16 protein-coding genes are annotated in these 20084 nt (G+C 70.0%); 1 reads left to right on the top strand and 15 read right to left on the bottom strand.

All coding sequences use genetic code 11. The annotated features are described in order from the left end of the window. Positions 1-10 precede the first annotated feature (10 nt). Positions 11-1189: an alanine racemase gene (locus ACQBAS_RS02320; protein WP_427384741.1), complete on the bottom strand. Its 1179-nt coding sequence runs from the start codon at positions 1187-1189 to the stop codon at positions 11-13. Positions 1190-1332: 143 nt separating this feature from the next. Between ACQBAS_RS02320 and ACQBAS_RS02315 the strand changes: the two genes are divergently transcribed. Continuing rightward, positions 1333-3411 carry a PhoX family protein gene (locus ACQBAS_RS02315; RefSeq protein ID WP_427384740.1) on the top strand — a complete coding sequence of 693 codons (2079 nt, stop codon included), beginning with the start codon at positions 1333-1335 and terminating at the stop codon, positions 3409-3411. Positions 3412-3539: 128 nt separating this feature from the next. Here ACQBAS_RS02315 and ACQBAS_RS02310 read toward each other — a convergent pair whose 3' ends face one another. The 14 genes from ACQBAS_RS02310 to ACQBAS_RS02245 are packed head-to-tail and all read right to left on the bottom strand — an operon-like array spanning position 3540 to position 20074. Continuing rightward, positions 3540-4541, bottom strand: coding sequence for a polyprenyl synthetase family protein (locus tag ACQBAS_RS02310; RefSeq protein WP_427384739.1), 1002 nt, complete (start codon positions 4539-4541; stop codon positions 3540-3542). A gap of 19 nt (positions 4542-4560) precedes the next feature. Beyond that, positions 4561-6147 (bottom strand): NADH-quinone oxidoreductase subunit NuoN, encoded by a 1587-nt coding sequence (nuoN, locus tag ACQBAS_RS02305; RefSeq protein WP_427384737.1) that lies wholly within the window; start codon positions 6145-6147, stop codon positions 4561-4563. Beyond that, on the bottom strand, positions 6147-7682 hold the full coding sequence (locus tag ACQBAS_RS02300) for an NADH-quinone oxidoreductase subunit M (RefSeq protein ID WP_427384736.1): 1536 nt from the start codon (positions 7680-7682) through the stop codon (positions 6147-6149). The genes nuoN and ACQBAS_RS02300 overlap by 1 nt, the downstream gene beginning before the upstream one ends. Beyond that, positions 7682-9610 carry an NADH-quinone oxidoreductase subunit L gene (gene nuoL / locus ACQBAS_RS02295; RefSeq protein WP_427384735.1) on the bottom strand — a complete coding sequence of 643 codons (1929 nt, stop codon included), beginning with the start codon at positions 9608-9610 and terminating at the stop codon, positions 7682-7684. The genes ACQBAS_RS02300 and nuoL overlap by 1 nt, the downstream gene beginning before the upstream one ends. A gap of 11 nt (positions 9611-9621) precedes the next feature. Then, a complete protein-coding gene (gene nuoK / locus ACQBAS_RS02290) occupies positions 9622-9921 on the bottom strand; it encodes an NADH-quinone oxidoreductase subunit NuoK (RefSeq protein ID WP_427384734.1) in 300 nt (99 codons plus the stop codon). Beyond that, on the bottom strand, positions 9918-10691 hold the full coding sequence (locus ACQBAS_RS02285) for an NADH-quinone oxidoreductase subunit J (protein WP_427384733.1): 774 nt from the start codon (positions 10689-10691) through the stop codon (positions 9918-9920). Before ACQBAS_RS02285 ends, nuoK begins: the two co-directional genes overlap by 4 nt. Next, entirely contained in the window at positions 10688-11308 is a 621-nt protein-coding gene (nuoI, locus tag ACQBAS_RS02280; RefSeq protein WP_427384732.1) for an NADH-quinone oxidoreductase subunit NuoI, read from the bottom strand. The genes ACQBAS_RS02285 and nuoI overlap by 4 nt, the downstream gene beginning before the upstream one ends. Further along, positions 11301-12701 carry an NADH-quinone oxidoreductase subunit NuoH gene (nuoH, locus tag ACQBAS_RS02275; protein ID WP_427384731.1) on the bottom strand — a complete coding sequence of 467 codons (1401 nt, stop codon included), beginning with the start codon at positions 12699-12701 and terminating at the stop codon, positions 11301-11303. Before nuoH ends, nuoI begins: the two co-directional genes overlap by 8 nt. Then, the gene (locus tag ACQBAS_RS02270; RefSeq protein ID WP_427384730.1) at positions 12698-15178 is read right to left on the bottom strand and encodes an NADH-quinone oxidoreductase subunit G; all 2481 of its coding nucleotides are present in this window, start codon (positions 15176-15178) and stop codon (positions 12698-12700) included. The genes nuoH and ACQBAS_RS02270 overlap by 4 nt, the downstream gene beginning before the upstream one ends. Further along, the gene (gene nuoF / locus ACQBAS_RS02265; RefSeq protein ID WP_427385562.1) at positions 15175-16500 is read right to left on the bottom strand and encodes an NADH-quinone oxidoreductase subunit NuoF; all 1326 of its coding nucleotides are present in this window, start codon (positions 16498-16500) and stop codon (positions 15175-15177) included. The genes ACQBAS_RS02270 and nuoF overlap by 4 nt, the downstream gene beginning before the upstream one ends. A gap of 16 nt (positions 16501-16516) precedes the next feature. Then, on the bottom strand, positions 16517-17428 hold the full coding sequence (gene nuoE, locus ACQBAS_RS02260) for an NADH-quinone oxidoreductase subunit NuoE (protein ID WP_427384729.1): 912 nt from the start codon (positions 17426-17428) through the stop codon (positions 16517-16519). Further along, complete coding sequence (locus ACQBAS_RS02255) at positions 17425-18780, bottom strand: NADH-quinone oxidoreductase subunit D (protein WP_427384728.1); 1356 nt, start codon at positions 18778-18780, stop codon at positions 17425-17427. Before ACQBAS_RS02255 ends, nuoE begins: the two co-directional genes overlap by 4 nt. Continuing rightward, positions 18780-19490, bottom strand: a complete 711-nt coding sequence (locus ACQBAS_RS02250) for an NADH-quinone oxidoreductase subunit C (protein WP_427384727.1) — start codon at positions 19488-19490, stop codon at positions 18780-18782. Before ACQBAS_RS02250 ends, ACQBAS_RS02255 begins: the two co-directional genes overlap by 1 nt. Beyond that, entirely contained in the window at positions 19487-20074 is a 588-nt protein-coding gene (locus ACQBAS_RS02245) for a NuoB/complex I 20 kDa subunit family protein (protein WP_427384725.1), read from the bottom strand. The genes ACQBAS_RS02250 and ACQBAS_RS02245 overlap by 4 nt, the downstream gene beginning before the upstream one ends. Positions 20075-20084 lie beyond the last annotated feature (10 nt).

Below are 20084 nucleotides of genomic sequence, written 5' to 3'. Positions count from 1 at the left end.
GCCCTCGTCGTCATCCGAAGTTCCTGCCTTCGCCGCGGTAGGTCGGGACCGTCTCGATGAGCTGGCCACCGGCCACGAGGTGGACCTCGTCGAACCGCTCGAAGAGCTCGCCCGCCTTCGCGTGCCGGAACCAGACCCGGTCGCCGATCGCGAGCCGGTCGGCCGCGGGGCCGCGCAGCGGGGTCTGCACCTCGCCGGCGCCTTCGGCGCGCAGGAACTCCAGACCCGCCGGGTCGTGAACCGACGGCGTCCGCGACCAACCGGGAGGCCCGGACGCGATGTAGCCGCCCGAATGGACCGTGACGAGGCCCGGTCCCGGTCGACGCACCACCGGAGCGGCGAAGAACGCCGCCGGGCGAGGCGTGAAGTCGTCGTAGCCGTCGAAGAGCGTCGGCGCGAGGAGTCCGGAGCCGGCAGCGAGTTCGGTCAAGGCGCCGTCGCGCCCGGTGAGGTGCAGGGACCCGGTGCCGCCCCCGTTGACGAAGTCAAGATCGGCGACGGCCCCGACGGCCTCGACGACGGCCCGCCGGCGGCGGAGCAGCGACGCGTGCGAGCGCGCCTTGACCAGCCGCACCGCCCGCGAGGAGTCGGGCAGCCCCGCGATCTGTGCGTCGTAGAACATCAGCCCCACGACGGTCAGTCCGCGAGCCCGCGCCAGGCGCGCGAGCGCGGCCGCGTCGGATGCCTCGCGTAGCGGTGAGCGGCGTACGCCGAGGTGGGCGCCGCCCACACGCAGCGAGGCGTCCACGTCCAGCGCCACCCGGGGCGCGTGGGCCCCCGCACCGGCCGCCTCGAGGACGGAGCCGAGAAGGTCGACGTGGCCCGGCGAGTCGATGGTCAGCGTGATCGCCCGGGCGGCGGCGGGGTCCTCCACGAGGGCGCGCAAGGCCCCGGCGTCGACGCTGGGATAGGCGACGAAGACGTCGTCGTGCCCCGACTCGGCCACGAGCCAGTGCGCCTCGGCCAGCGAATAGGCCATGACGCCACGGAAGCCGCCGTGACCCGCGGCGGGCGCCCGGTCCAGGACCCGCGCAAGGAGTTCGCGCACGCGCACGGACTTGCTCGCGACACGGATCGGCAGCCGCCCGGCACGACGCTCGAGGTCCGACGCATTCGCGTCGAACGCGTCGAGATCGATGGCGGCGAAGGGGGCGGTCAGGTGCGACGTGGCGGCAGCCAAGGGGGTCACGCGCGTCAGGCTACCGGCACATTCCGCTCTGCCCGCCGGACACCTGCTGCTCACGTGAGAGTCACGTGGAGTCCAACCGCCGTGGCTAGGTTCCGAGAGAACCGGGCCCGACCCGGACTTCACCCCCACGGAGGACCGAAGACATGAGCGCATCGGCGCCGGAGCGCAAGCTCCTTCCCCTGTTCACCCCCGCCCACGAGGGCGGACGCAGCAAGGCCACCTGTGAGTTCCGCTGCGGCAACGCGTGCTTCCACGACGTGCCCAACGAGTCGGCCAACACCTACTTCGGCGACATGGTGACCGCGAACGCCTCCCGCCGCGCCGTCCTCAAGACGGGCGGCCTCACGGCCGCCGTCGTCGGCCTCGGCACCGCCGCCGGCGCGCTGCCCGCCGCGGCCGCCGGGATCGCCAAGAAGTCCCCCTTCGGCTTCACCGCCATCGACGCCGTGCCCGCCGGCACGGACGCGGTCGGCGTGCCCGCCGGCTTCACCTGGGACGCGCTCATCGCCTGGGGTGACCCGCTCTTCACGGACGCTCCCGCCTTCGACTTCGAGGCGCAGACCGAGGCCGCCCAGCTCAAGCAGTTCGGCTACAACAACGACTACGTCGGCCTGGTCCGCACGGCGAACAACAACCGCGCCGCGCTCGTGGTCAACCACGAGTACACCAACGACAACCTCATGTTCGCCGGCTACACCAGCTCCGCCGGCCTCACGAACGAGCAGTTGCGGATCATCATGGCCGCCCACGGCCTGTCCGTCGTCGAGGTCACCCGCGCCAACGCCAACTCCCCGTGGGCCTACGAGGTCGGCGCCCCGCTCAACCGCCGCATCCACACCCACACCGAGTTCGCCGTCGATGGCCCCGCCGCCGGCAGCGACCTGCTCAAGACCTCCGCCGACCCGGCCGGCACCACCGTCCTCGGCACGCTCAACAACTGCGCCGGCGGCATGACGCCGTGGGGCACGATCCTGTCGGGTGAGGAGAACTTCAACCAGTACTTCGTCCAGAAGGGCGCCACGACGCCCGAGCAGCTCGCCGCGTGGAAGCGCTACGGCATCGCCGGCAGCTCGGGCCGCGGGTGGGAGCGCGTCGACAGCCGCTTCGACCTCGCCGTCGAGCCCAACGAGGCCAACCGCTTCGGCTGGGTCGTCGAGATCGACCCGCTCGACCCGACCTCCACGCCCGTCAAGCACACGGCCATGGGCCGCTTCAAGCACGAGGGCGCGAACGTCACCCTCACGCCGTCGGGTCACGTCGTGGCCTACATGGGTGACGACGAGCGCTTCGACTACGTCTACAAGTTCGTCTCGCACGGCACCCACCAGGCCGGCAACTCCGCGGCCGCCCGCGCCCACAACAAGACGCTCCTGAGCTCGGGCGACCTCTACGTCGCGACGTTCGTCGGCGACGGCTTCGAGGACGGCGTCAGCGACGGCACCGGCCACTGGATCCCCCTCGTCGTCGACAACGAGTCCAAGGTCCCCGGCTTCACCGTCGAGCAGGTCCTCGTCCACACCCGCCTCGCGGCGGACAAGGTCGGCCCGACGAAGATGGACCGCCCCGAGGATGTCGAGGTCAACCTCGTCAACGGCCGCGTCTACGTCGCCCTGACGAACAACTCGGCCCGTCAGCCGGCCCAGATCGACGAGGCCAACCCGCGCTCGAGCAACAAGCACGGTCAGGTCCTCGAGCTGACGCCCGACGCCGGCGACCACCTCGCCGCGACGTACTCGTGGAAGCTCGTCCTCATCGCCGGCAACCCCAGCGACCCGACGACGTACTTCAACGGTTACGACAAGACCGAGGTCTCCTCGATCTCCTGCCCCGACAACGTCGCCTTCGACCGCAGCGGCAACCTGTGGATCTCGACGGACGGCAACGCCCTCGGCAACGCCGACGGCCTCTTCCTCATGCCGCTCGAGGGCGACCACAAGGGCCACCTGCAGCAGTTCCTGTCGGTGCCGGCCTACGCCGAGTGCTGCGGCCCGCTGATCGCGTGGGACGACAAGACGGTCTTCGCCGCCATCCAGCACCCGGGCGAGTCCGACGACGCGACCTACGAGAACCCGACGAGCCTCTTCCCGTACCGCGGCGACCGCGGTCCGCGCCCGGCCGTCATCCAGATCCGCCCCGAGGCCAAGGGCAAGGCCACGACGAAGGGCAAGGGCGCCACCGGCAACACCGGCGCCCGCATCGGCGACCAGGGTCTCGGTCGCTGACCGGTCCCCTTCGCCTGCACGAGCCGGAGGCCGTCACCCCTCGGGGTGGCGGCCTCCGTCATGTCCCGCACCGGCGAGGAAGGGACCGCTGATGTCCACGACCGGCCGAAGGTGGGTGAAGAGCGGCCTCAGCCGGCGCGCTCGACGACGCCGGTCGCCAGCGCGAGGAGCGCCGAGCGAGCGTCGCTCTCGGGGAGGTCGTCGAGCACCTCGCAGGCACGGACGGCGACCTCACGGGTCTCCTCCCGGGCCTTGTCCATGGCGGGGTGCGCGCGCAGCAGCGTGAGTGCCTCGGCCAGGTCGTCGTCGGCCGAGAGGTCACTCACGAGCAGCTCCTGCAGCCGTGCGTCGGCGGGGTCCCGGGAGGCGAGAGCGTGCAGGACGGGCAGCGTGCGCTTGCCCTCGCGCAGGTCGGTGCCGGGCGTCTTACCGCTCTCCCCCGCCTCGGACGCGATGTCGATGAGGTCGTCGGCGAGCTGGAAGGCCATCCCGAGACGCTCGCCGTACTCCGTCATGAGAGCGATGACCTCCGGCGAGCACCCGCCGAACATGGCGCCGTAGCGGGCGGCCGTCGCGACGAGCACGCCCGTCTTGTCCGCCAGCACGTCCAGGTAGTACCGCATCGGGTCAGCGTCGGCCGGTGCCGGACGGTCATCCCGGATCTGCCCGGAGCACAGGCGGACGAAGGTCTGCGCCTGGATCTTCACGGGCTCGGCGCCGAGGTCCGCGATCACCTCGGACGCGGTGCCGAAGAGCAGGTCGCCGACGAGGATCGCCGTGGAGTTGCCGTACTTCACGTTGGCACTCGGGACGCCACGACGCACCTCGGCCTCGTCCATGACGTCGTCGTGGTACAGCGAGGCGAGGTGCGTGAGCTCCACGCCCGCCGCGGCCGCGATGACCTCGTCGTTGATGCCGCTCCCCAGCTCCGAGACGAGCAGCGTGAGCATGGGTCGGAAGCGCTTGCCTCCGGCGGCGGCCAGGTGACCGGCAGCCTCCGAGAGGAACTCGTCCTCCTGCGCGAAGCGCTCCTGCAGGAAGGCCTCGACGCGCGCCAGACCGTCGACGAGTCGGTCGGTCAGGTCCTCGCTCGTGCCCGGCAGGGACAGGACGGGTGGGGTGGCGCTCACGTGGTGATCTCGATCCGGGTCAGCGCAGGAACTGCGAGGACTGCTCGGCGATGTCGAGCAGCGGCGCGGGGAAGATGCCGAGGACGAGCGTGATGGCCACACCGGCGGTGATGGCGATCGTCGTCAGCGCGGACGGCTGGATCGCCACGACGTCGTCGTTGCCCTCGGTGAAGTACATCAGGACGATGATCCGGATGTAGACGAAGGCGGTGACGGCGCTGCACAGCACACCGAGGACGACGAGCACGACGCCCGCGGTGCCCCCGTGCGCGACGGCCGGGGCAAAGGCTGCCACCTTGGCCGTGAACCCGGAGGTCAGCGGGATGCCCGCGAACGCGATCAGCAGCAGCGAGAAGCAGGCCGCGACGATCGGGTGCCGCTTGCCCAGGCCGGCCCACTGCGAGATGTGGCTCGCCTCGGAGCCCGAGCGCCGGACGAGGCTGACGATGGCGAAGGCCGCGATCGTCGAGAAGCCGTAGGCCACGAGGTAGAACATGACGCCCGCGATGCCGGTCCGGTCGAAGGCGAGGACACCGACGAGGATGAAGCCGGCGTGCGCGATCGAGCTGTAGGCCAGCAGTCGCTTGATGTCGGTCTGAGTCACCGACAGAACCGAGCCGACGAGCATGGTCAGCGCCGCGATGGCGATGACCGCCCAGCGCCAACCCCACCGGTCGCCCTCGAAGGCGACGTAGCAGACGCGCAGGATCGCACCGAAGGCCGCGAGCTTGGTGCAGGCCGCCATGAAGCCGGTGACCGGCGTCGGGGCGCCCTGGTACGCGTCCGGGGTCCACGAGTGGAAGGGGGCCGCGCCGACCTTGAAGAGGAGGCCGACGAGGACGAAGAAGATGCCCGGCAGGAGCAGGCCCTCGAGGGCGACGGGCGCCTCGGAGATGGCCTTGGCGATGGCCGGGAGGTCCAGCGAGCCGGCGTAGCCGTAGAGGAGCGCGGCGCCGAAGAGGAAGAACGCCGACGCGAAGGAGCCGAGGAGGAAGTACTTCAGCGCGGCTTCCTGGCTGAGCAGGCGACGGCGACGCGCCAGCCCGGTCAGCAGGTAGAGCGGAAGGCTGAGGACCTCGAGCGCCACGAACATCGTCAGCAGGTCACCGGCTGCGGTGAAGAGCAGCATGCCGCCGAGGGAGAAGAGGGTCAGCGGGAAGACCTCGGACGTCGCCCAACCCTGACGCGCGACCGCCGCCTCGAGACCCGAGCCGGGCACCGCGGCGCCCATCGGGGTGAAGGCGTCGGGGCCGTCGCCGCCGAAGCGCTCGGCCATGGTGAGGATGCCGAGCAGCCCCATGAGCAGGAGCGCACCCTGGAGGAAGAGCGCGGGGCCGTCGATGACGACCGAGCCCTCGAGGGTGACGCCCTGGTGGTCGACCGAGCGCAGCACGAGGACGGCGAAGGCGGCCAGCACGGCCACGACGGACAGCCCCAGCTGGAGCGGGACCCGGCTCGTGCGCGGCGCGAAGGCCTCGATGAGGACACCGACCATGGCCGCCCCGAAGAGGACGATCATCGGCAGGACGGCCCAGTAGTTGATCTGGGCCGGCTCGAAGGCCGCGGGCAGCGCCGCAGTCGCGGCGACGGTGGCAAGAGCCGACATCAGTGGTCACTCCCAGCAGTGGCGGGCGAAAGGGCAGTGGGCGCCGGATCCTCGACCCCGACGTGCTCCATGACGTGGGTCACGGAGCTGTCGATCACGTCGAGCACGGGCTTCGGGTAGAAGCCGAGCACGAGGAAGGCGGCGATCAACGGGGCGACGACCACCTTCTCCCGCAGCGTGATGTCACGCACGGGCGCGGCGAGCTCGGGGGCGGGACCCGTCATCATCCGCTTGTACATCAGGAGGACGTAGAGCGCCGCGAGCACGACGGCCGATGCGGCGATGACGCCGGCGACCTTGTACCGCGAGAAGGTGCCCGTGATGACGAGGAACTCGGAGACGTAGGTGCTCAGGCCGGGCAGGGCCAGAGCCGAGAGACCGGAGACGAGGAAGACCCCCGCGAGAGCCGGCGTGACCTTCTGCCAGCCACCGAAGTCCGGGATGCGCTTGCTGCCCCGGCGGGCGATGAACATCCCCGCGACGAGGAAGAGCGCGGCCGTCGAGAACCCGTGGTTGATCATGTAGAGCTGCGAACCCGCACCGGAGACCGACGTCATCGCGAAGATGCCGAGCACGATGTAGCCGAAGTGGCTCACGGACGTGTAGGCGATCAGGCGGAGGATGTCCGTCTGGCCGATGGCGAGCAGCGCGCCGTAGACGATCGAGATGAGCGCCAGCACGATGACCAGCGGCGTGGCCCACTGGCTCGCCTCCGGGAAGAGCTGGAGGCAGAAGCGGATCATGCCGTAGGTGCCGACCTTGTCGAGCACGCCGACCAGCAGCGTCGCCGTCGCCGGCCGCGCCTCGGTCGCCGCGTCGGGCAGCCACGTGTGGACCGGCCACATCGGGGCCTTGATCGCGAAGGCGATGAAGAAGCCGACGAAGAGCCACTTCTCGGTCGTGGCGTCCAGCTCGAGGCCGGTGAGGCGCTCGACGAGGAAGCCGTCCGCGCCGCCGGGGCCCTGCACGTAGAGCGCGATGACCGCCACGAGCATGATCAGCCCGCCGGCCAGGGAGAAGAGCAGGAACTTCATCGAGGCGTACTGACGACGCTCGCCGCCGTAGAGGCCGATGAGGAAGTACACCGGGATGAGCATGGCCTCGAAGAAGACGTAGAACAGGAAGACGTCCGTGGCGGCGAAGACGCCGACCATGAAGGCCTCGAGGACGAGCATCAGCGCGAAGTAGTTCTTCTCGCGCGAGCCGCCTTCGGGCACGTCGTCCCAGGCCGCGAGGAGGCAGACCGGCACGAGGACGAGCGACATGAGGATGAGCGTCAGCGCCATCCCGTCAACACCCAGCGCGTAGGAGACACCGAACTGCGGAATCCACTCGTGCTGCTCCGCGAGCTGGAACTGCTCGCCACCGATCGAGAACTGCGTCGCGGCGGCGACGCCGAGCAGGAGGGTCACGACGGAGACGCCGAGGGCCAACTGCTTGGCCATCCGCGCGGACGCGGCGGGCAGCAGGAAGACCACCAGCGCACCGACGAGCGGCACCGCCAGAAGGAGAGTCAGCCAGGGCAGGTCAGTCATCAGTTCATCACCCACAGGGCACCGAGGATCACGACGATGCCCGAGAGCATCGTCAGGGCGTAAGAGCGTGCAAAGCCGTTCTGGATGCGGCGCAGCCTCGACGACGACCCGCCGACGGCGGCGGCCAGCGTGCCGACCGCCCCGTCGACGCCCTTGTTGTCGGCGTAGACGAGCGAGCGGGTGAGGTGGATGCCGGGCCACATCAGGAGGGCCTCGTTGAGGTCGTCCTGGTAGAGGTCCTTGCGCGCAGCCTGGGTCAGGAGCGACCCCTTCGGAGCGACCACCGGCACCTCCTCGCGGCCGTAGCGCAGCCAGGCGAAGGCGGCGCCCGCGGCGACGAGGACGAGGGTCAGGCCCATGAGGACCGGGACGGGCAGGACGGGCTCGTGGTGCTCCACGTGACCCGTGACCGGCTCGAGCCAACTCTGGAAGGTCCCGCCGATGGCGAGGACCAGACCCAGGAGCGCCGAGCCGACGGCCAGCACCATCATCGGGATGGTCATCAGCAGACCGGACTCGTGCGGGTGCACCTCGTCGGTCCAGCGCGCCTTGCCGTGGAAGGTCATGAAGAACAGGCGCGACATGTAGAAGGCGGTGATGCCGGCGCCGATGAGCGCGGTGAGACCGAAGACCCACGGCTGCCAGCCCTCGCCGACGAAGGCGGCCTCGATGATCTTGTCCTTGGACCAGAAGCCGGAGAACGGCGGGACACCGAGGATGGCGAGCCAGCCGAGGGCGAAGGTGATCCAGGTGATCTTCATCGTCCCGGACAGGTTGCCGAAGCGGCGCATGTCGACCTGATTGTCCATGCCGTGCATGACGGAACCGGCGCCGAGGAACATCCCGGCCTTGAAGAAGCCGTGCGTCACGAGGTGGAAGATCGCGAAGGCGTAGCCGACCGGGCCGAGGCCTGCGGCGAGCATCATGTAGCCGATCTGGGACATCGTCGAGGCGGCCAGCGCCTTCTTGATGTCGTCCTTGGCGCAACCGACGATCGCACCGAAGACGAGCGTGATGGCACCGACGATGGCCACGGCGAGTCGGGCGTCGGGCGCGCCGTCGAAGATCGCGCTGCTGCGCACGACGAGGTAGACACCGGCGGTGACCATGGTCGCGGCGTGGATGAGCGCCGAGACCGGCGTCGGGCCCGCCATGGCGTCACCGAGCCAGGACTGCAGCGGGAACTGCGCCGACTTCGCACACGCGCCGACGAGCAGGAGCAGGCCGATCGCCGTGAGCACGCCCTCCCCCGCCCCGGGCGCCGCGGCGAAGACCGTGGCGTAGTCGACGGCGCCGAAGGTCGCGAAGATGAGCGCGATGCCGACGGCCATGCCGATGTCACCGACACGGTTGACGATGAAGGCCTTGTTGCCTGCGGTCGCGTAGGCGGGGTTCTGGAACCAGAAGCCGATGAGCAGGTAGGACGCGAGACCGACACCCTCCCAACCCACGAAGAGCACGAGGTAGGAGTCCGCGAGGACCAGCGTCAGCATCGCCGCGACGAAGAGGTTCAGGTAGGCGAAGAAGCGCCGCTTGTCGGGATCGTGCTCCATGTAGCCCAGGGAGTAGACGTGGATCAGCGACCCGACGAAGGTGATCAGCAGGACGAAGGTGATCGACAGCTGGTCGACGAGCAGCCCGGCATCGAGGTTGAAGGACCCGGCAGGGATCCACTCGAAGAGGTGCACGTGACCGGCGCGGTCGTGCGCGTCCTTCCCGATCATCTGGAGGAGCACGGCCGCGCCGACAAGGAAGGAACCCCACGACAGTGCGGTCGCGAGGTAGGGACCCCACGAGTCGGAGAGACGGCCGGCCAGCAGCAGCAGCGCGGCGCCGGCGAGCGGGAGCGCGATGAGCAGCCAGGCCAGTCCGGCGACGCCGGTGGCCTCGGCCACCGGCTCCGCGGCGGTCAGGATCAGGGAATTCACCTCAGTGCTCCTTAAAGCTTCAGGAGGTTGGCGTCGTCGACCGAGGCCGACCGGCGGGCGCGGAAGATCGCCATGATGATGGCGAGGCCGACGACGACCTCAGCCGCGGCGACGACCATGACGAAGAGGGCCACGGCCTGCCCCTCGATGGAGCCGTGCATCCGGGCGAAGGTGACGAACGCCAGGTTGGCCGCGTTGAGCATGAGTTCGACACCCATGAACACGACGATGGCGTTGCGGCGCAGCAGCACGGTGGCGCTGCCGATGGCGAAGAGGATGACCGCCAGATAGACGTAGTTCATCAGGTTCATCGCTCGCTCCCCTCCTCGATCTCTCGCTCGACGTTCAGTTCGGCCGAGCTGAACTGGCCGGGCTCGTTCACCTGACCGCGGGCGTTGAGCACGCGGGAGACGGAGGCCGCGGCGATGGAGCCGTCCGGCAGCAGGGCCGGGGTGTCGACGGCGTTGTGACGGGCGTAGACGCCGGGCACCGGCAGGCCGGCGAGGAAGTCGCCGCCCTCACGGAAGCGGCGCTCGCTCCACTGACGCTGCGTCGGCTTCGGTGCGAGGCGCTCGCGGTGCGCGAGGACCATGGCGCCGAGTGCGGCGGTGATCAGGAGTGCGGACGTGACTTCGAAGACCCAGACGTAGCGGCCGAAGATGAGGTTGGCCATGCCCTGGACGTTGCCCGGGTCGGCGTTGACCTCCGCGAGGGAGGGCTTGCCGGTCACGGTGACCGAGCCGACGGCGGTGAGCAGGAGCAGAGCCAGCCCGACGGTGAAGATGAACGACGTCACCTTGTGGCCGCGGATCGTCTCGACGAGCGAGTCCGAGTGGTCGACGCCGACGAGCATGAGCACGAAGACGAAGAGCATCATCACGGCGCCGGAGTAGACGAAGATGTGGACGACACCGAGGAAGGGGGCCTCGAGCGCCAGGTAGAAGATGCCGAGGATCACCATGACGGCGCCCATGCCCAGGGCCGCGTGGACGGCCTTCCGGGCGAAGAGCAGCCCGAGGCTGCCGAGGACGGCGACGGCGCCGAGGATCCAGAAGAGCCAGGCTTCTCCGGTGCCGGTCATGCGTCGTCTCCCTTGCTACCAGCGGTCGTGTGCTGCGCGGCCCACGCCTTCTGCTCGTCCGTGGCGGCGTTGACCTTGCCCTGGTAGTAGTCGCGCTCCTCGAGCCCCTCGACCATCGGGTGGGGCGGCTGGAGCATCCCGGCCTGGAGCGGCGCGAGCAGCTGCTCCTTGGTGAAGATGAGGTCGGCGCGGTTGTTGTCCGCGAGTTCGTACTCGTTCGTCATCGTCAGCGCGCGCGTCGGGCACGCCTCGATGCACAGACCGCAGAAGATGCAGCGCAGGTAGTTGATCTGGTAGACGCGGCCGTAGCGCTCACCGGGCGAGAACCGCCCGGAGCCGTCGGCCGAGTCCACGTTGGACGCGCCCTCGACGAAGATCGCGTCAGCCGGGCAGGCCCACGCGCAGAGCTCGCAGCCGACGCACTTCTCGAGCCCGTCGGGGTGGCGGTTGAGCTGGTGGCGCCCGTGGAAACGCGGCGCGGTCGGCCACTTCACCTCGGGGTACTCCTGCGTCGCGACCTTGCGGAACATCGTCGCGAAGGTGACGCCGAAGCCCGCCACGGGGGCGAAGAGGTCGGCGAAGAAGCCGCCGCCCTCCTGTCGCTGGTCGTCAGCCACGGGGGTCCTCCTTGGACTCGGTGGTGGTCGTGGGGGCCTTGGGCGTGGTCGCACCGACGCCGGACAGCAGTGGGTAGCTCGAGGGCTCCTTGAGGCGCTGGCCCGGCAGCGGCGGGACGGGGAAGCCGCCCGCGTACGGGTCGATCTCCTCCGGCACGTCCACGACGGCGGCCTCCGCCTTCTTGGCGACGCGGCCCTCCCAGATCCAGGTCACGCCGAGGACCAGCGCGGCGAGGAAGCCGACGATGATCAGCGTGGCGATCGGGATCGCCCGGCCGGCGATGCTCACCGTGTCGTCCCCGAAGAAGCCGAGCTGCGCGCCGCGGATGAAGGCGACGGCGACGACCCAGGCGAGGGTGACGGGGATGAGCAGCTTCCAGCCGAAGGCCATGAACTGGTCGTAGCGGGTGCGGGGCAGCGAGCCGCGCAGCCAGACGAAGAAGTACATGAAGAGCCAGAGCTTGATGGTGAACCAGAGCAGGCCCCACCAGCCCTCGTTGAACATGCCGTCGTTGATGGCCGAGATGCCGGGAGGCGCCTGCCACCCGCCGAGGAAGAGCGTCGTTGCGAGGGCGGAGACGGTGAACATGTTGACGTACTCACCGAGGAAGAACATCGCGAAGCGCATCGAGGAGTACTCGGTGAAGTAACCGCCGACGATCTCGCCCTCGCCCTCGGCGAGGTCGAACGGCAGACGGTTGGTCTCGCCGACCATGGTGATGACGTAGATGACGAAGGAGACGACCGCCGGGAGGATGTACCAGAGGTCGCGCTGGGCGTAGACGATCTCGGACGTCGACATCGACCCGCTGTAGAGGAAGACGGCAACCAGCGCCAGGCCCATGGCGATCTCGTAGGAGATGATCTGGGCCGTCGCCCGCAGCCCGCCCAGGAGCGGGTAGGTCGAGCCCGAGGACCAGCCGGCCATGACGACGCCGTAGGCGCCGACACCGGCGACCGCCAGGACGAGCAGCACGGCGACGGGGATGTCGGTCACCTGCAGCGGCGTGACGTGGCCGAAGAGGTTGACGTCACCGGCCAGCGGGATGATCGCGAAGGAGACGAACGCCATCGTCGCCCACAGCAGCGGCGCGAGCGTGAAGATCAGGGCGTCGGCGGCCTTGGGGCGCACGTCCTCCTTGAACATCGACTTCATGCCGTCGGCCAGCGTCTGCAGGAGACCGAAGGGGCCGTTGCGGTTGGGACCCGGGCGCTGCTGCATGCGACCGATGACGCGCCGCTCGAACCAGATCACCAGCAGGGTGCTGAGCAGCAGGTAGACGAAGAGCAGCAGGGCCTTGACGAAGGTCAGCCACATCGGGGTGTCGGAGAAGTCCGCGCGAGGCGCGGGACCCTCCGCCGCGAGGCTGGCCACGGTCATCCACGTGCTCATGAGACACCATCCTGGGAGTCGTCCTGGGCGATCCGGGAGACGGACACGAGGGAACCGGGAGCGCCGTGGCCCCGGAGGTCGGAGCCGACCGAGTTGGTCGGCAGCCACACGACGTGGTCGACCATCTCGGCCACGTGCACCGGTGCGATCACGGCCGAGCCGTCGGTGCCGACCCGGACGCTGTCGCCCTCGGCCACGCCGAGGGCCTGCGCGCTCGCCGGCGAGATCCACGCGCGGGGCTGGTTCGCCGTGCCGGCGAGGAACGGCTCGCCGTCCTGCATCGAGCCACGGTCGAGCAGGTGACGCCACGTCGCGAGGACGAACTCACCCGGTCCCGGGGTCGGCACGGGCGAGGCCGTGACGGCGGGGGTCGCCACGCGGGCACCCGTCCACGGGCCGAGGTCGGTCATCTCCTCGCGCACCTCGGTCAGCGACCGGGTGCCGAGGAACTCGCCGAGCTCGGCGGCCAGCATGTCGAGGACGCGGTGGTCGCTCATGGCGTTGGTCGTCAGCGCGGCCTCGAAGGGGCGCTGGCGTCCCTCCCAGTCCACGAACGTGCCCGCCTTCTCGGCGTGCGGCGCCACGGGGAGCACGACGTCCGCGTGCTCGGTGACCGAGGACGGACGCACCTCGAGCGAGACGACGAAGGCGGACTCGAGTGCCGACTGCGTGGCCTCGAGGCCGAGGTCGGCTGCGTCGACGCCACCGACGACGAGACCGCCGAGGGAGCCGGACGCGGCGCCGGCGATGATGCCGGCCGTGTCGAGACCGGTGTCGGTCGGCAGGGCGGACAGGCCCCACGCGCCGGCGACGGCCGAGGCCGCCTCCGCGTCACCCGCGGGGCGACCACCGGGCAGGAGACCCGGCAGGGCACCCGCCTCGAGCGCGCCGCGCTCACCAGCTCGACGCGGGATCCACGCGAGACGAGCGCCGGTCTGCTCGGCCAGGGTGGCCGCGGCGGACAGGGCACCGGGGACGGCGGCGAGCCGCTCCCCCACGAGGATGATGGCGCGTTCACCGCGCAGGGCGGCACCCGCCTCGCTGACGGTGCCCGAGGCGTCGTCGGCGACGTCGTCGGCCAGCGCCCGCAGGACCTCCGTCTCGGTGCCCGGAGCGGACGGCACGAGAGTGCCGCCCAGCTTCGTCAGGCCACGGGTGGACAGCGGCGCCAGCGAGAAGACGGCCGTCTTGTTCTTCCGGTAGCCCTTGCGCAGGCGCAGGAAGACGATCGGGCTCTCCTCCTCCGGCTCGAAGCCGACGAGCAGCACCGCGCTGGCCTTCTCGAGGTCGGCGTAGGTGACGGCTCCGCCGTCGGGGCCGGTCGTGGCGACCTTCGCGGCGAGGAAGTCGGCCTCCTCGGCGGAGTGGACGCGGGCGCGGAAGTCGACGTTGTTGGTGCCGAGCACCGCACGAGCGAACTTGCCGTAGGCGTAGGCGTCCTCGACGCTGACGCGCCCACCGACGAGCACACCGTGACCCTGCGCCGCGCGCAGGCCCTCGGCCGCGGCGGTCAGTGCCTCGGCCCAGGAGACGACCTGCAGTTCGCCGTCCTTGCGGACGAGCGGCAGCTCGAGGCGGTCACCGGTGGCGGCGTACTGGAAGGCCCAGCGGCCCTTGTCGCAGTTCCACTCCTCGTTCACGGCCGGGTCGTTGCCGGCCATCCGGCGCAGCACCGTGCCGCGACGGTGGTCCGTGCGGATGGAGCAGCCGCTCGCGCAGTGCTCACACACCGACGGCGTCGAGACGAGGTCGAAGGGGCGGGACCGGAACCGGTAGGCCGCGCCGGTCAGCGCGCCGACCGGGCAGATCTGGACCGTGTTGCCGGAGAAGTAGGACTCGAAGGGCTTCTCCTCGTAGATCCCGACCTGCTGGAGCGCACCGCGCTCGACGAGGGCGATGAATGGGTCGCCCGCGATCTGGTCGGAGAAGCGCGTGCAGCGGGCGCAGAGGACGCAACGCTCACGGTCGAGGAGGACCTGGCTCGAGATGTTGATCGGCTTCGGGTAGGTGCGCTTGATGTCCTCGAAGCGGCTCACCGCGCGACCACTGCTCATGGCCTGGTTCTGCAGCGGGCACTCGCCACCCTTGTCGCAGACCGGGCAGTCCAGCGGGTGGTTGATCAGGAGGAACTCCATGATCCCGTGCTGGGCCTTCTCGGCGACGGGCGAGCTGACCTGAGTCTTGACCTGCATGCCCTCGCTGACCGTCATGGTGCACGAGGCCTGGGGCTTCGGCATGGGACGGAGGCTGCCGTCGGGGCCCGGGGTGGCGACCTCGACCAGGCACTGGCGGCACGCGCCGACCGGCTCGAGGAGAGGGTGGTCGCAGAACCGCGGGATCTCGATCCCGACCTGCTCGGCGGCCCGGATGACCAGGGCGTTCTTCTCGACGGTGACCGGCACCCCGTCGACCGTCAGCGTGACGGTCTCCGGCTTGGCCTGCTCGGCCGCGGTCTTGTCGTTGGCGGTGACGGTCATGCGTTCACCATCGTGTCCTGCTCCTTGCGGAAGAGCGTCGAGTTGGCGGGCGGGAAGAGCTCGGCGGCGGGCGTGTGCATGCCCGCCTCGAACTCCTCGCGGAAGTACTTCACCGCGGAGGTGATCGGCGACGTCGCACCGTCACCGAGGGCGCAGAAGGCGCGGCCGAGAATGTTGTCGCAGATGTCGACGAGCTTGTCGATGTCGGCGGCGGTGCCCTTGCCGTGCTCGATCCGCTCGAGGATCTGCGCGAGCCAGTAGGTGCCCTCGCGGCACGGTGTGCACTTGCCGCAGGACTCGTGCATGTAGAACTCGGTCCAGCGCGTCACGGCCCGCACGACGGAGACGGTCTCGTCGAAGATCTGCAGGGCGCGCGTGCCGAGCATCGAGCCGGCCGCACCGACCGACTCGAAGTCGAGCGGCACGTCGAGGTGCTCGGCCGTGAAGATCGGCGTCGAGGAGCCACCCGGCGTCCAGAACTTGAGCTTCTTGTTGGGGTCGCGCATGCCGCCGGCCATCTCGAGCAGCTCGCGCAGCGTGATGCCCATGGGTGCCTCGTACTGGCCCGGGTTCTTGACGTGACCCGAGAGGCTGAAGATGCCGAAGCCCTGGGACTTCTCGGTGCCCATGTCGGCGAACCAGTCGGCGCCGTGGAGCAGGATCGGCGGGACCGAGGCGATCGACTCGACGTTGTTGACGACGGTCGGTCGCGCGTAGAGACCGGCGACGGCCGGGAACGGCGGCTTCAGTCGCGGCTGGCCGCGGCGACCCTCGAGGCTGTCGAGGAGGGCCGTCTCCTCGCCGCAGATGTAGGCGCCGGCGCCAGCGTGGACGGTGACGTCGAGGTCGTAGCCGGTGCCGTGGATGTTCTTGCCGAGGTGGCCGGCCGCGTAGGCCTCCTCCACCGCGCGCAGCAGTCGGCGGTAGACGTGCACGACCTCGCCACGCAGGTAGATGAAGGCGTGGTTGCAGCCGATGGCGAAGGAGGTGATCGCCACACCCTCGATGAGGAACTGCGGCGCCGCCATCATCAGCGGGATGTCCTTGCACGTGCCCGGCTCGGACTCGTCGGCGTTGACGACGAGGTAGCGGGGGCCACCGTCCGGCGGGGGCAGGAAGCCCCACTTCATGCCGGTCGGGAAGCCGGCGCCACCACGGCCGCGCAGACCGGAGTCCTTCGTCATTTGGACGAGGTCCTCGGGCTTCATGCCCAGGGCCTTGTCGAAGGCCTTCCAGCCGTCGTTCTCGAGATAGGTGTCGAGGGTCCAGGAACGCGGGTGGTCCCAGAACTTGGTGAGGATCGGGGTCAGCGTGGTCTTCACGGCGTCGGTCGTCATCTCACTCCTCCTCGGCCTTCTGGTCGTCGTCGGCGAGCTTGGTGGCCTCAGCCGCCTGCGCGTCGGCGCCGGCGGGCTTCTCGTCGGGCGGGTTGGTCGGCGCGTTGATCGAGTCCGGCCTGCCGGGCGTCAGGCCGGCGCCCTCGGCCGCGGGGCTGGCCTGCGTGCTGGCGTCCGGCTGCTCGGCCGAGTCACCGCCGTCGGGAGCGGTCCAGCCCTGCTCGCGGGCGAGCACGGTGCCGGCGATGGACGCCGGTCCGGCACCCACCCCTTCGTCGGCCAGGCCGTCGTGGAAGCCGGCGAGGACGCGGGAGACCTGCTTGAAGGTGCAGACGCTGGCCGGGCCGCGGCTCGGGGCGACGGGCTTGCCGGCACGCAGGTCGTCGACGAGCTGGATCGTCGACTCGGGCGTCTGGTTGTCGAAGAACTCCCAGTTCGTCATGACGACCGGGGCGAAGTCGCACGCCGCGTTGCACTCGACGCGCTCGAGGGTGACCTTGCCGTCCTCGGTGGTCTCGTCGTGGCCGATGCCGAGGTGCTCGCTGACCCGGTCGAAGATCTCGTCGCCGCCCATGATCGCGCAGAGCGTGTTGGTGCAGACGCCGACGGTGTACTCGCCGTTGGGGCGGCGCTTGTACTGCGTGTAGAAGGTCGCGACACCCGACACCTCGGCGGTCGTCAACTCGAGGACCTCCGCGCAGAAGTCGATGCCGCGGCCGGTGATGTAGCCGTCGACGGACTGGATCAGGTGCAGCAGCGGCAGCAGCGCCGAGCGCTTCTGCGGGTACCGCGCGATGACCTGCTCGGCGTCCCGGTGCAGGCCCTCGAGCACGTCCGCCGCGTAGGGCTCCTTGCTCGCGGCCGGGACGGTCAGGTGACCGGACGCGGTCTGCTGGCCGAAGTGTGCGCTCATCGGTCCACGCCTCCCATGACGGGGTCGATCGAGGCCACCGCGACGATGACGTCGGCGACCTGGGCGCCTTCGCACATGGCCGCGACGGCCTGGAGGTTGTTGAAGCTCGGGTCACGGAAGTGGGCCCGGAAGGGGCGCGTGCCGCCGTCGGAGACGACGTGGCAGCCGAGCTCGCCCTTGGGCGACTCCACCGCGACGTAGGCCTGACCCGGCGGGACCCGGAAGCCCTCGGTCACGAGCTTGAAGTGGTGGATCAGGGACTCCATCGAGGTGCCCATGATCTCCTTGATGTGGTCGAGGCTGTTGCCCATGCCGTCGGCCCCGACGGCGAGCTGTGCCGGCCACGCGATCTTCTTGTCCTCGACCATGACCGGGCCCGGGTTGTTCTGGAGCTCGTCCGTGACCTGCTCGATGATCCGCAGGCTCTGGTGGATCTCCTCGAGCCGGATCGCGAGGCGGTCGTAGGCGTCGGCACCGGTGCGGGTGATGACGTCGAAGTCGTACTTCTCGTAGCCGCAGTAGGGCGCGGCCTTGCGCAGGTCGTGCGGCAGACCGGCCGAGCGCAGGACCGGACCCGTGATGCCGAGGGCGACGCAACCGGTGAGGTCGAGGTAGCCGACCTTCTGCGTGCGGCCCTTGAGGATCGGGTTCTCGAGCATGAGGGCCTCGAGCTCGCGCACGCCCTTGCGGATCTGCGGGACGTTGTCGCGGATCTTGTCGATCGCACCCGGGGGAAGGTCCTGGGCGACGCCACCGGGACGGATGAACGCGTTGTTCATGCGCAGGCCGGTGATGAGCTCGATGATCGACAGGACGCGCTCGCGCTCGCGGAAGCCGATGGTCATGACGGTCGTCGCGCCCATCTCCATGCCGCCGGTGCCCATGCACACGAGGTGGGAGGAGATGCGGGTGAGCTCCATCATGAGGACGCGGATGGCGTTGGCGCGCTCGGGGACCTGGTCGGTGATCCCGAGGAGGCGCTCGATGCCCATGCAGTAGGCGGCCTCCTGGAAGAGCGGCGTCAGGTAGTCCATGCGCGTGCAGAAGGTCACGCCCTGGGTCCAGGTGCGGAACTCCATGTTCTTCTCGATGCCGGTGTGCAGGTAGCCGATGCCCGCGCGGGCCTCGGTGACCGTCTCACCGTCGAGCTCGAGGATGAGCCGGAGCACGCCGTGGGTCGACGGGTGCTGCGGGCCCATGTTGACGACGATGCGCTCCTCGGGGTTCATCCCGAGCTCGTCGACGATGTCACCCCAGTCGCCGCCGGAGGCGTTGAAGACGTGTGCGTCGCCCTCGAGGGTGTCGCTGGTGCCTCCGGTGGAGGACACGTCGGGCGTGGTGTGCGTGCTCATCAGTTGTAAGACCTCCGCTGGTCGGGCGGCGGGATGGTCGCGCCCTTGTACTCCACGGGGACACCGCCGAGGGGGTAGTCCTTGCGCTGGGGGTGGCCGGGCCAGTCGTCCGGCATGAGGATGCGGGTCAGGGCGGGGTGGCCCTCGAAGACGATGCCGAACATGTCCCACGTCTCGCGCTCGTGCCAGTCCGCGGCCGGGTAGACGGACACGACGCTGGGGATGCGCGGGTCGTCGTCGGGTGCGGTCGTCTCGACGCGCAGGCGACGGCTGCCGTGGGTGATGGACAGCAGGTGGTAGACCGCGTGCAGCTCACGGCCCGTGTCGGCCAGCTGGTGGACGCCGGAGACACCCATGAACATCTCGAAGCGCAGGGCCGGGTCGTCGCGCAGGGCGCTGAGGACCCGCACGAGGTCCTCGCGGCGCACGTGCAGCGTCATCTCGCCGCGGTCGATGACGACGCGCTCGATGCCGCCGGCGTCGGCGAGGCGGGCCTCGAGTGCGTCAGCGATGGCGTCGAAGTCGCCGCCGTAGGGGCGCTCCGCGGCGCCCGGGTAGAGGATCGGCGCCCGCAGGCCGCCGTAGCCGGAGGTGTCGGCGCCAGCCGTGGCCCCGAACATGCCGCGACGCTCGCCCACGGGGACCGGGGCGTGCGCGTCGGTCAACTCCCCGGCGGTCGCGTCGTCGTTGATGTTCGCGTCGTCGCTCACGAGAGGAGGTTCCTTCCGACGAGGGCGGCGTGGTCGTGGGTGGGCGGCATGAGCTGCGTCGGGACCGCACCGAGGGCGGCCTGCTCGGCGGCGCGGGCAGCGGCCACGCGGTTGACGCCGAGCGGCGACGTCTGGATCTGCTCGTGCAGCGTCATGATCGCGTTGAGCAACATCTCCGGACGCGGCGGGCAGCCGGGCAGGTAGATGTCGACCGGGATGATGTGGTCGACGCCCTGGACGATGGCGTAGTTGTTGAACATGCCGCCCGAGCTGGCGCAGACACCCATCGAGATGACCCACTTCGGGTTGGCCATCTGGTCGTAGACCTGACGGACGACCGGGGCCATCTTCTGGCTGACGCGTCCGGCGACGATCATCAGGTCGGCCTGGCGCGGGGTCGCGGCGAAGCGCTCCATGCCGAAGCGGGCGATGTCGTAGTGCGGGGTGCCGACGGCCATCATCTCGATGGCACAACAGGCCAGGCCGAAGGTGGCCGGCCAGATCGACGCCTTGCGCATGTAGCCCGCAAGTCCCTCGACGGTGGAGAGCAGGAAGCCTGCCGGGAGCTTTTCCTCAAGACCCATGAGTCGTACC

Source organism: Janibacter zhaoxuefangae (assembly GCF_050271985.1).
In the GTDB taxonomy this organism is placed as follows: domain Bacteria; phylum Actinomycetota; class Actinomycetes; order Actinomycetales; family Dermatophilaceae.
Note: the sequence above shows the minus strand (reverse complement) of the source record. Positions and strands in the feature narration are given on the sequence as shown.